The sequence below is a fragment of the Pseudomonas sp. NDM genome (assembly GCF_003105095.1).
Classification (GTDB): domain Bacteria; phylum Pseudomonadota; class Gammaproteobacteria; order Pseudomonadales; family Pseudomonadaceae; genus Aquipseudomonas; species Aquipseudomonas moraviensis_A.
On the sequence record NZ_QETJ01000056.1, the window covers coordinates 17326 to 29722 of the forward strand.

Consider the following 12397-nt stretch of genomic DNA (forward strand, 5'->3'; position numbering starts at 1 on the left):
TAGACTTGAAAATACTTAATATGGAAACTGTTATTCATTTAAGGAATATGCATGTTTTTTAAAAGATCTGCTCTTACAGAAAATCCTTGTAGGCAAACAACGCCGGCGCCCCACCGGTGTGCAGGAAGATGATCGGGCCGTCATCGAAGCGCTGCCGGCCGATCCCGTCTAACAGGCCGGCCATGGCCTTGCCGGTGTACACGGGGTCAAGCAACAGACCCTCCTGAGCGGCCAACAGTTTCACCGCCGCCAAAGTCCCGGCATTGGGTTCGCCGTAACGCGGGCCGAAATACTCGTCCCACAGCTCGACCTTGAAGCTGGTCGGCAACTCGATGCCCAGCAGCTCAGCGGTGCGTTCAGCCAGACCCTGGACCTTCGGCCGCTGATCTTCTTCACTGCGCGAAACCGTCACACCAATCACTGGCAATTGCGGCAGCGCCTCACTCAGCGCCAGTCCGAGACCACTGTGAGTTCCGGCACTGCCGGAGGCCAGTACCACTGCGGCGAATTCGATGCCGCTGTCCCTGATCTGCTCAGCCAGTTCCAGTCCGGCACGCACGTAACCCAGGGCACCGAGCGCATTGGACCCGCCAATCGGTACCAGATACGGCTTCTTGCCGTTGCTGCGCAGGCGCGCGGCGAGGGCGGCCAGTTGTTCGTCAGCATTGTCGAGGTTGTCGACCAGTTCGACCCTGGTGTCGAACAGATCCAGCAGCAGACGATTGCCGTTGCCGGTGTAATTGCTGTCGTCAGTGCCCAGCGGGTTCTCCAGCAGCGCCACGCAGCCCAGGCCGAGTTTCGCCGCCAGTGCAGCGGTCTGGCGCACGTGGTTCGATTGCAGCGCGCCTGCGGTAATCAGCGTGTCGGCGCCTTGTGCCAGCGCATCGGCGCCGAGGTATTCAAGTTTGCGCAGTTTGTTGCCGCCCATCGCCAGCGGCGTCAGGTCATCACGCTTGATGTACACCTCGCGGCCAAGCCAGCTCGACAGGCGTTCGAGTTTTTCCAAGGGTGTGGGATGGCTCAGCAGTTCAAGACGGGGAAAGCGTTGCAGCTGTGGTTTGATCATGGGTCCGTACTGGCGCAGAAGAATGAATGGACTATAGGCACGCGCTTTTGCCCGGGCAACCGCCAATCGCTTATAGCCAAATGGACTGAAGCCAGCACTATCGGTTCTTAATTCGTTGGCAAAGGCATGCCGTAAAGTAGGCGCCGTTGACGCGGCCAGACAGTCCGGCCGCCCCGTGAGGAGACTTCACCGTGAGCGAGCGTTCCAGCCATTGGCAATTGCAGACCATCGTCAGCCAGCTGCGCAGCGCGCGGGATCAGTGGCGTGCACAGAATGGCCGGGCATCCGGAGAGCAGGGTGGGCGCGAGTTGCCGTCGCGGGCGGCGATGGCGGAAATCCTCGAGGCGCTGTGCGGCGCGTTGTTTCCGATGCGTCTGGGTCCGGTGGACCTGCGTGAGGAAAGTGAAGATTTCTACGTTGGTCACACCCTTGATGTAGCACTGAATGCCTTGCTGGCGCAGACACGCCTGGAGTTGCGTTACGTCGCTCGCCACAGCGCGCAGGACGACAGTGAAGTCGAGGCCCGGGCCATTCGGATCGTGCAGGATTTTGCCTTGGCCTTGCCGGGTCTGCGCGCGCTGCTCGACACCGACGTGCTGGCGGCGTACCACGGCGATCCGGCGGCACGCAGCGTTGATGAAGTGCTGCTGTGCTATCCGGGCATTCTCGCGGTGATTCACCATCGTCTGGCGCACCACCTGTATCGTGCCGGGCTGCCGCTGCTGGCGCGGATCAGCGCGGAAATTGCCCACTCGGCGACGGGCATCGACATTCACCCGGGCGCGCAGATCGGTCGCAGTTTCTTCATTGATCACGGCACCGGTGTGGTGATTGGCGAAACCGCGATCATCGGCGAGCGAGTGCGCATTTATCAGGCGGTGACCCTGGGTGCCAAGCGCTTCCCCGCGGATGAGGACGGCCAGTTGCAGAAGGGCCATCCGCGCCACCCGATCGTGGAAGACGATGTGGTGATTTACGCCGGGGCGACGATTCTCGGGCGAATCACTATCGGCAAGGGATCGACCATCGGCGGCAACGTGTGGCTGACACGCAGCGTACCGGCGGGGGCGAATCTGACCCAGGCGAATCTGCAGCATGATGACGGGACGCAGAAGTAGGCCGTGGAATCCTTTTCCCCTCACCCCAGCCCTCTCCCGGAGGGAGAGGGGGCCGACCGAGGTGTTATGCGTCATACATCGACCTGAAATACCGGGTCGATTATGGATTCGGCACGGTTTCCTCAGGTTGGCGCACATTCTGAACATCCCCCAATCAGTCCCCTCTCCCTGAGGGAGAGGGGGTGACCGAGGTAATCTTGCGTCATACACCGACCTGAAATGCCGAGTCGATTATGGATTCGGCACGGTTTCCTCAGGTTGGCGCACATTCTGAACATCCCCCAATCAGTCCCCTCTCCCTGAGGGAGAGGGGGTGACCGAGGTAATCTTGCGTCATACACCGACCTGTAATGCCGAGTCGATTATGGATTCGGCACGGTTTTTTCAGGTTGGCGGACATTCTGAACATCCCCCAATCAGTCCCCTCTCCCTCTGGGAGAGGGTTAGGGTGAGGGGCTTTTGATTCTTGCTTGGCGCAGTGAACGAATCTCACAAAAACCGCGTCATACACCTCCTCGGGCGCTGTAGGAAACCTACCGCCCAGCCCGGCGATTAGTCCTTACCACCCCATTCATGTTTAACTTGAACGTTCATTCAAGTTAAACCGGTGGTTCGCTGCCCGCTCACAACAGGAGGCTTGCCTTTGCTGAGTCCGATCATTTCAGCCACGTTTCAACCCATCGAGGTGCACGTTTCATGAGTGCATCGTCTACCCCCGCCAGCGGTCTGGTGCGCATGAATCCGCCGGTGTTCTACTTCGCCGCGACGGTGATTCTGCTGTTTGGCCTTGTCGTCATCGCCATACCTGAACAGGCCGGCGCCTGGTTGCTGGAAGCGCAAAACTGGGCGGCCAACACGGTCGGCTGGTACTACATGCTCGCGATGACTCTGTATCTGGTCTTCGTGGTGGTCACCGCCTTATCCGGCTACGGCAAGATAAAACTCGGTGCCGACCACGACGAGCCCGAATTCAGTTACCTGTCCTGGGCCGGCATGCTGTTCGCCGCCGGGATCAGCATCACCCTGTTCTTCTTCTGCGTCTCCGAACCGCTGACGCACATGCTCCAGCCGCCGCAGGGCGAGGCCGGTACCGCCGATGCTGCGCGCCAGGCGATGCAGATTCTGTTCCTGCACTGGGGCCTGCATGGCTGGGGCGTGTTCGCCTTTGTCGGCATGGCGCTGGCGTATTTCGCTTATCGCCACAACCTGCCGCTCGCCCTGCGTTCGGCGCTCTACCCGCTGATCGGCAAACGCATCAATGGCCCGATCGGCTACGCGGTGGACGGCTTCGGCATCATCGCCACGGTGTTCGGCCTCGGTGCGGACATGGGCTTCGGTGTGCTGCATCTCAATTCCGGTCTGGACTACCTGTTCGGCATCGCCCACACCCAGTGGATCCAGGTCGGGCTGATCACGTTGATGATGGGCGCGGCGATCATCGTTGCGGTCTCCGGCGTCGACAAGGGCGTACGGGTGATGTCCGACATCAACATGCTGCTCGCCTGCGGACTGCTGCTGTTCGTGCTGTTCGCCGGACCGACGCAGCACTTGCTCAATACCTTGATCCAGAACGTCGGCGACTACCTCGGCGCGTTGCCGATGAAAAGTTTCGACCTCTACGCCTACGACAAACCGAGCGACTGGCTGGGTGGCTGGACAGTGTTCTACTGGGCCTGGTGGATTGCATGGTCGCCGTTCGTGGGCCTGTTCATCGCGCGGATTTCCCGTGGCCGGACCATCCGTGAATTCGTCTTCGGCGTATTGTTGATCCCGCTCGGTTTTACCCTGGCGTGGATGTCGATCTTCGGCAACAGCGCCTTGGACCAAGTGCTTAATCACGGCATGAGCGCGCTGGGCATGTCCGCCATCGACAATCCGTCGATGAGCATTTATCTGCTGCTGGAAACCTACCCGTGGAGCAAAACCGTTATCGCCGTGACGGTGTTCATCAGCTTCGTGTTCTTCGTCACCTCGGCGGACTCCGGCACCGTGGTGCTCTCGACGCTGTCGGCCAAGGGCGGCAACCCGGATGAAGACGGGCCGAAATGGCTGCGGGTGTTCTGGGGCGCGATGACCGCGCTGATCACCAGTGCGCTGCTGTTCTCCGGCAGCATCGATGCGCTGAAGTCAGCGGTGGTGCTGACCTCGTTGCCGTTCTCGCTGATCCTGCTGCTGATGATGTGGGGTCTGCACAAGGCGTTCTATCTGGAATCGCAGAAGCAGATCGCGCAGCTGCATTCGCTGGCGCCGGTCTCCGGTTCGCGGCGCGGCACCGGCGGCTGGCGACAGCGCCTGAGTCAGGCCGTGCACTTCCCGTCCCGCGACGAGGTGTACCGCTTCATGGAAAGCACGGTACGTCCGGCGATCGAGGAAGTGACCGCCGTGTTTGTCGAAAAAGGTCTGCACGTAGTCACTCAGCCGGATCCGGCGCATGACAACGTCAGCCTGGAGATCGGCCATGGCGAACAGCATCCGTTCATCTATCAGGTGCAGATGCGCGGCTACTTCACACCATCGTTCGCGCGTGGCGGCATGGGCTCCAAGCAACTCAACAATCGCCGCTACTACCGCGCCGAAGTGCACTTGAGTGAGGGCAGTCAGGACTACGATCTGGTCGGCTACACCAAAGAGCAGATCATCAACGACATCCTCGACCAATACGAACGGCACATGCAGTTCCTCCACCTGGTGCGTTGAATGGCCACTGAGCGCCGGGACGTTTCACGCCTCGGCGCTCAGCACCATGAACAACACCATCGCCGCCACCGGCACGCCGAACACCGCACTGCCAATCGCAATCTCCGTCCCCAACGGCTGCCCCGCATGCACCACGCCGACCGCCCCGTTGATCAGCGTCAACGCCAGCCACAGCGCTGCGAAAGCGTAGGCCAGCGTGTGGCGGCTGAAGCCGATGTGCTCGCCGATGTAAAGCATCAGCGCGAGCAGGACCAGGCCGAAGAAGATGATGATAGCGGTGTGCATGGCAGGTTTGGCCTGGTGGATGGGTGTTGCCTGATCGGCCGCCTTCGCGAGCAGGCTCACTCCTACAGTGGGTCGCGGCTGCCCACAAATCCTGTGGCCAACCCCATTCCCTGTAGGAGTGAGCCTGCTCGCGATAGGGCCACCAGGTTCTCCTCTAGAGCATAGCCAATCCAGCCCCCGCCATATTCATCAGATGCTTTCGCGCTCGATCACTTGGCACTGCAGCAGATTCAGCCGCTGCACTTCGTCGCTCGGCAACACGCCAAGGCTTTCCAGCACGCGTGTCGCGGCGAGTACACCGATCTCCAGTGCCGGTGGTTTGATCGTGCTCAGGCTGGGCAACAGCATCTCGGCGAACGGGTAATCACCGAAGCCGAGAACGGCGCAGTCTTCGGGAATTTTCAAACCGGCGCGTTGCCCGGCGAGCAGGCCGCCGGCGGCGAGGTTGTCGTTGGCGAAGATGATCGCGTCGGGGCGTGGTGAGGCGTTCATCAAGGCTTCCATCGCTTGCTTGCCGGCGTCGAACGGTGCGCGGTCGGCGTCCGGGGCGAAGAACCATGGCTCCCTCCCTGCGCCTCGCAGAGTGGCGGCATAACCATCGCGGCGCTCCAAGGCACTGAAGTCCCCCGGCGCGCTGTTTTGCACGAAGGCGATGCGTTGGTAGCCTTTTTCCAGCAGATGCCTTGCCGCCGTCACGCCCACTTCGAAATGCGAAAAGCCAATCTGCATCGGCCCGCGTTCCGGCTGGTAATCCCAGGTTTCGATGACCGGGATATCCGCCTCGGCGAGCATCTTCTCGGTACCTGCGCTGTGGAAGTGGCTGGTCAGCACCAGCGCTGCCGGCGACCAGCCGAGAAACGCGCGCACGGCATTTTCTTCCTGCTCGATATCGAAATAACTCGACGCCAGCAACAGCTGATAACCGTGTCGACTGAGGGTGTCGCTGAAGCCCTGGATCGTGTTGGCAAAGATCGGCCCGGAGATGTTCGGAATGACCATGCCGACAATTTTCCCGCGCGCCGAGGCCAGGCCGCCCGCCACCAGATTCGGCACGTAGCCCAACTCGGCGACCACTGCCGCAATGCGCTCGCGACGCTCAGGCGAAACCTGTTCGGGCTGATTGAAATACCGCGAGACGGTAATCGCCGACACCCCGGCCGCACGCGCCACGGCATTCAGCGTGACTCGGCCGGCGCCTCGGCGTTTGCGCGTTTTCTCGTCGCTCAAGGCTCGATCCTTGTAAAAACCAAATCGCATATAAAAGTAATTTTTCAGTATTGGACGCTCTATGCCGAGGTGCCAATACTGGCGATGTTAGCGCTAACAAAGCGCGTTGTCTGCTACTCGCGCGAGCGAATGCCCAAGACAGATTCAGGCGCTGTCGTCGCAGAACGGCAGTGGTTCAGGGCCATTTTCGAGCGGATACCTATGCGCAATTTTCCTGGGGCAACACACACACTGACGCAGTCGATTCGCGCGGCGGGCTGGATTTTCACCGGGCTGGCGGCGCTGCCGCTGCCCACCGCGTTTGCCGCTGACAGCAGCGATCAGGAACCGACGCTGAAATCCGTCACGGTGACCGCGACTCGCCGGGAAGAGTCGCTGCAGAAAGTACCGGTGGCAGTTTCGGTGCTCGACGGCGAACAGCTCGAACGCGACAACCGCAACGGCGTGGCGAACATCGTTCAGCAAGTGCCTTCGTTGAACTTCCGCACCGGCGCCTCGAACAAGGACACCTCGTTATTCGTGCGCGGCGTCGGCACCATTTCCACCTCGCCCGGGGTCGAGCCGACCGTGGCGACGGTGATCGATGGCGTGGTGTATGCGCGGCCCGGTCAGGCCACGCTGGATCTGCTCGATCTTGAGCGCGTGGAGGTGCTGCGCGGCCCGCAAGGCACGCTGTTCGGCAAGAATGCCTCGGCCGGTGTACTCAACATCACCAGCAAAGCACCGACCGCCGAGACCCACGGCTACATCGATCAGTCGTACTACAGCGGCAACGAAAGCCGCACCCGTTTCGGCCTCGGCGGCAGCCTCATTCCGGATACGCTGAAGGGCTCGATCAGCACCTTGTTCGGCACGTACGACGGCAACGTCGACAATCAGCACAACGGCCATGAAGTGAACGGCTACAACCATCGCGGCGTGCGCGGCAAACTCGAATTCACCCCGAACGACGACATCACCTTCACCCTGATCGCTGACTACATGCAGTCCCACGACGACGCGCCCAATGGCGTCGTCAGTCAAGCGCTGACGCCGGCCTTCGCCAACGCGCTGAGCCCGGTGAATGCCACCAGCCACAACCGCGATATCAACACCGATACCCGCTCTCACATCGAAGACATCAACAAAGGCCTGTCCGGCCAGCTTGACTGGCAACTGGGTGATTACACGCTGACGTCGATCACGGCGTGGCGTGGCTGGGACAACACCCAGTATCAGGATGGCGATCGCCTCGGCACCGTCACCGCCGCGTTTCCCGGCACCGCAGACAAGGGCGATCTGGCCTTCGACCAATACTCGCAAGAGTTGCGTCTGGCCTCACCGAAAGGCGAGTTTCTCGAGTACGTCGGCGGCCTGTTCTACATGCACGGCAAGGACGACGAGACCTACCGGCGCACCCTGACCACCCCCACTCGCACCGACCGTGGCGTCGCCGATTACAGCACCACCAGCGACAGCTACGCGGTGTTTGGCGAGAGCACGCTGAGCTTCACTTCGGACTTTCGTGGCATCGCCGGCCTGCGCTATACCCACGATGATCTCGAATACGATCACCGACGCGTTTCAACCTCGGCCACCACGGTCAGCGGCATTCAACCCGCGACAAGCAGTTCAGGCTCGGTGGACGAAGACGGCTGGTCCGGTCGCCTCGGCTTGCAGTACGACCTGAGCGATACCGTCACCACTTACCTGACCTATTCGCGCGGTTACAAAGGCCCGGCCTACAACGTGTTCTTCAACATGCAACCGCGCGATACCGAAGCACTGAAACCGGAGACTTCAAACACCTGGGAGGCTGGGATCAAAGCTACCTCCTGGAACAATCGCCTGACCACCAACCTGGCGATCTTCCACAGCGAGTACGACAACTATCAGGCGAACTTTTTCGACACCGTCGCCGGGCAAGTGGTGACGCGCTTGATCAACGCCGGCAGCGTCACCAGCGAAGGCGTCGAACTCGATTACGCCCTGCAAGCCAGCCAGCAACTGAAGTTCTCCGGCGCCTTGGCCTACACCCGCGCACGCATCGACGAATTCGCCTGCCCGGCCGGGGCGGCGGCGTCGTGCAACGTCAACGGCAAACCACTGCCGTTCAGCCCGGACTGGAAAAGCTACGTGCGCGCCGACTACACAATCCCCCTGGACAATGGCCTCGATATTGAATTGGGCACCGATTACAGCTGGCAGAGCGAAGTGCAGTACGACATCAGCCAGAACCCCGATACCAAACAGGGCGCCTATGGGCTGTGGAACGCCAGTCTCGCCCTGGCCGATTACAGCAATGGCTGGCGCGTCGCCCTGCTCGGCAAGAACCTCGCTGACAAGTCCTATTCGCCGTTGCTGGCCAGTGGCGGCAGCTACATCTATCGCGCCGTGCCGCGCGATGACGAACGCTACTTTGGCGTGCAACTGCGCAAGGATTTCTGAGATGAGCCGACAGATGAAACTCGGTGCGTTTCTCATGGCCACCGGGCACCACGTGGCAGCGTGGCGGCACCCGGATGTGCCGGCGGATGCGGGGCTGGATTTCGCCCATTACAAACGTCTGGCGCAAACCGCCGAAGCGGCGAAGTTCGATGCGCTGTTTGTCGCCGACAGCGTCGCCGCACCGACCCAGGACATCGCCAGCCGCATGGCGCGCTCCGATCACTTCGAGCCGCTGACGTTGCTCTCGGCACTGAGCGCGGTGACCGAGCACATCGGCCTGATCGCCACGGCCACCACCAGTTACAACGAGCCGTACCACGTGGCGCGCAAGTTCGCCTCGCTCGATCATTTGTCGGGCGGACGTGCCGGATGGAATCTGGTGACTTCGGACAACGCCGCCGAGGCGCTGAATTTCGGCCGCGACGCACACATCGGCCATGCCGAACGCTACAGCCGCGCCCGCGAATTTCATCAAGTGGTTACCGGGCTCTGGGACAGTTGGGAGGACGATGCCTTCCACCGCGACAAGGCCAGCGGCGCCTATTACGACCCGCAGAAGCTGCACGTGCTCGATCATGTGGGTGAGCATTTCCGGGTCAAAGGCCCGCTGAATGTCGCGCGCTCGCCACAGGGGCAGCCGGTAATTGTCCAGGCCGGATCTTCCGAAGCCGGGCGTGAGCTGGCCGCGCAAACCGCTGAAGTGGTGTTCACCGCACAGACTTCGCTGGCCGCCGCTCAGGCGTTTTACGCCGATATCAAGGGACGCTTGCCCAGGTTCGGACGCAGTGCCGATTCGCTGAAAATCATGCCTGGCGTTTTTGTGGTGGTCGGTGCCAGTGAGGCTGAAGCGCAGGAGAAATGTGAAACGTTTCAGCAATTGGTCGAACCCGAGGTGGGCGTTGCGCTGCTTGGGCGTATGCTGGGCAACTTCGATTTATCGAAGTACCCGCTGGACGGGCCATTGCCAGAGTTGCCGCTGACTGACAGCGGTCAGCAGAGTCGACAGAAACTGCTGACCGAACTGGCGGGTCGGGAGAACCTGACCCTTGCCGGACTCGGTCGCAGGATCGCCGGCGGGCGCGGGCATTACAGCCTGGTCGGTACGCCGGCACAGATTGCCGATCGCCTGCAGGAGTGGTTCGAGCAAGGCGCGGCGGACGGCTTCAACGTGCTGGTACCGCACCTGCCGGGCGGGCTCGAAGATTTCGCCAAAGGCGTGGTGCCGGAACTGCAAAGGCGTGGCTTGTTCAGAACTGAATATGAAGGCCGCACGTTGCGGCAGAATCTGGGCCTGACTCGACCCGGCAATAGATTTGCGTAACAGCCTTCGCGAGCAGGCTCGCTCCCACACGAGCAATCGACACCCATTTCAAGACAGACAAGAGAGGATTCGATGACCTACACCGCTGCCGAAAACCGCTATGACTCCATCCCCTACCGCCGCGTCGGCCGCAGCGGTCTGGTGCTGCCGGCACTGTCACTGGGCCTGTGGCACAACTTTGGCGACAGCACACCGATCGACACCCAGCGCGCCTTGCTGCGCACGGCGTTCGATCTGGGCATCAACCATTTCGATCTGGCCAACAACTACGGCCCGCCGTACGGCAGCGCCGAGATCAATTTCGGGCGCCTGCTGCGCGAAGACTTCAAGCATTACCGTGACGAACTGATCATCTCCAGCAAGGCCGGCTGGGACATGTGGCCCGGCCCTTACGGCCAGGGCGGTGGCTCGCGCAAATACGTGCTGGCCAGCCTCGACCAGAGTCTGCAACGCCTCGGTCTGGACTATGTGGATATCTTCTACTCGCACCGCTTCGACCCGGATACCCCGCTGGAAGAGACCGCCAGCGCCCTCGCCACGGCTGTACAGCAGGGCAAGGCGCTGTACATCGGTATCTCGTCCTATTCGGGAGTGAAAACCCGCGAGATGGCCGCGTTGCTGAAAGAGTGGAAAGTGCCGCTGCTGATTCATCAACCGGCGTACAACCTGCTCAATCGCTGGGTGGAAAAGGATCTGCTCGATACCACCGATGAGCTCGGCACGGGCGTCATCGCCTTCACGCCGCTGGCGCAGGGCTTGCTCACCGACAAATACCTCAACGGCGTGCCGGCCGATGCACGGGTCAATCGTCCGGGCGGCGGTTCGTTGCAGGCGTCGCATTTGTCCGAGGCCAACATCGCCCATGTGCGCGCATTGAACGAGATCGCCCAGCGTCGCGGCCAGAGCCTGGCGCAACTGGCGCTGGCGTGGACGCTGCGCGACCCACGGGTGACTTCTGCGCTGATTGGTGCGAGCCGGCCGGAGCAGATTATCGAGAACGTTGGGGCGTTGAAGAATTTGAGTTTTAGTGCTGAAGAGCTGGCGGAGATCGATCGGTTTGCCCAGGAGGGCGGGATCAATCTTTGGGAGAAGCCTTCGACGGCGGAATAAGCGACCCTCACCCCAGCCCTCTCCCAGAGGGAGAGGGAGTCGACCGAGGTGTCTGTCGCCATACATCGACCTGAAAAAACGAGTCGATTATGGATTCAGCAAAGCAATATCAGGTCGGCGTACCTCTAAAGCATCCCCCATTCAGTCCCTTCTCCCTCCGGGAGAGGGTTAGGGTGAGGGGCTTTTGCTGTTCAGGGCTCAGCGAAAAAACGGCACATCCCCCAACACCGTCGCCCGCTGCATCACCCGCCGCGCCGGGCGGTAGTCGTCTACTGCGTAATGCTGGGTCACGCGGTTATCCCAGAACGCAATGTCGTCTTTCTGCCAGCGCCAGCGAATGGTGAATTCCGGTCGGGTCGCATGGGCAAACAGAAACTTAAGAATCGCCTCGCTCTCGGTTTCCGAGAGTTCGTTGATCTTCGAGGTAAACCCTTCACTGACGAACAGCGAGCGCCGTCCGCTCACCGGGTGCGTGCGAATCACCGGGTGCGACAGCGGTGGATTCTTGCGCCGCGCCTCTTCCCACTGCGCCAGCGCCTCCGGGGTATTGCCGTAGCGCTCCAGGGGAAACGACCGGGTGAAATCATGGGTCGCCGTCAGCCCTTCGAGCAGGGTTTTCATCGGTGCCGACAACGCTTCATACGCGGCGATACCGCTCGCCCACAAAGTGTCGCCACCGAATTCCGGCAGCAACTTGGCGCTGAGCACGGCGCCCATCGCCGGCGTCGGCAGGAAGGTCACGTCGGTGTGCCAGATCGCGTTGTCGCGCACGTCGGTGACGGCGGTATCGAGGATCAGTACTTCCGGTTGCTCCGGCACGTTCGGGTAGATCGGATGAATGTGCAGGTCGCCGAAATAATGCGCGAAACGTGCCTGCTGCGCCGGCTCGATCGGCTGGTTACGGAAGAACAGCACCTGATATTTGAGCAACGCCTGTTCGATGGCGTCGCGGTCTTCCAGGCTCAGCGGCTGGCTGATGTCGACGCCGCTGATCTGCGCGCCGAGGGCCGAGCTTAACGGGGTGATATTGAGGGTGCTCATGGTCTTTCTCTTCAATTGCGGTCATCACCCTATGTAGGAGCTGCCGAAGGCTGCGATCTTTTGATCTTGATCTTTTTAAAAACGAGATCAAAAGATCGCAGCCTT

At 61.2% G+C, this 12397-nt stretch carries 9 protein-coding genes; 5 read left to right on the forward strand and 4 right to left on the reverse strand.

What is annotated here, in order from left to right; all coding sequences use genetic code 11:
- Positions 1–73: 73 nt before the first annotated feature.
- On the reverse strand, positions 74–1066 hold the full coding sequence (locus DCO47_RS13810) for a D-cysteine desulfhydrase (protein ID WP_064361600.1): 993 nt from the start codon (positions 1064–1066) through the stop codon (positions 74–76).
- Positions 1067–1257: 191 nt separating this feature from the next.
- On the opposite strand from DCO47_RS13810, the gene epsC reads away from it, so the two are divergent.
- A complete protein-coding gene (gene epsC / locus DCO47_RS13815; RefSeq protein WP_065615356.1) occupies positions 1258–2184 on the forward strand; it encodes a serine O-acetyltransferase EpsC in 927 nt (308 codons plus the stop codon).
- 735 nt (positions 2185–2919) lie between these two features.
- Entirely contained in the window at positions 2920–4881 is a 1962-nt protein-coding gene (betT, locus tag DCO47_RS13820) for a choline transporter BetT (RefSeq protein ID WP_160768576.1), read from the forward strand.
- Positions 4882–4905: 24 nt separating this feature from the next.
- Here the strand turns inward: betT and DCO47_RS13825 are convergent, their stop codons facing one another.
- Positions 4906–5166: a hypothetical protein gene (locus DCO47_RS13825; RefSeq protein ID WP_064361662.1), complete on the reverse strand. Its 261-nt coding sequence runs from the start codon at positions 5164–5166 to the stop codon at positions 4906–4908.
- A gap of 189 nt (positions 5167–5355) precedes the next feature.
- On the reverse strand, positions 5356–6393 hold the full coding sequence (locus tag DCO47_RS13830; RefSeq protein ID WP_116658281.1) for a LacI family DNA-binding transcriptional regulator: 1038 nt from the start codon (positions 6391–6393) through the stop codon (positions 5356–5358).
- A gap of 201 nt (positions 6394–6594) precedes the next feature.
- Here DCO47_RS13830 and DCO47_RS13835 point away from each other — a divergent pair, with 201 nt between their 5' ends.
- The 3 genes from DCO47_RS13835 (at position 6595) to mgrA (ending at position 11251) form a co-directional block, all read left to right on the forward strand.
- Positions 6595–8820, forward strand: a complete 2226-nt coding sequence (locus DCO47_RS13835; protein WP_116658282.1) for a TonB-dependent receptor — start codon at positions 6595–6597, stop codon at positions 8818–8820.
- 1 nt (position 8821) lies between these two features.
- Positions 8822–10141: an LLM class flavin-dependent oxidoreductase gene (locus DCO47_RS13840; RefSeq protein ID WP_042608573.1), complete on the forward strand. Its 1320-nt coding sequence runs from the start codon at positions 8822–8824 to the stop codon at positions 10139–10141.
- 72 nt (positions 10142–10213) lie between these two features.
- A complete protein-coding gene (mgrA, locus tag DCO47_RS13845) occupies positions 10214–11251 on the forward strand; it encodes an L-glyceraldehyde 3-phosphate reductase (protein WP_083353972.1) in 1038 nt (345 codons plus the stop codon).
- A gap of 198 nt (positions 11252–11449) precedes the next feature.
- On the opposite strand, the gene tauD is transcribed toward mgrA, so the two are convergent.
- Entirely contained in the window at positions 11450–12292 is an 843-nt protein-coding gene (gene tauD / locus DCO47_RS13850) for a taurine dioxygenase (protein ID WP_116658283.1), read from the reverse strand.
- Between the last annotated feature and the right edge of the window lie 105 nt (positions 12293–12397).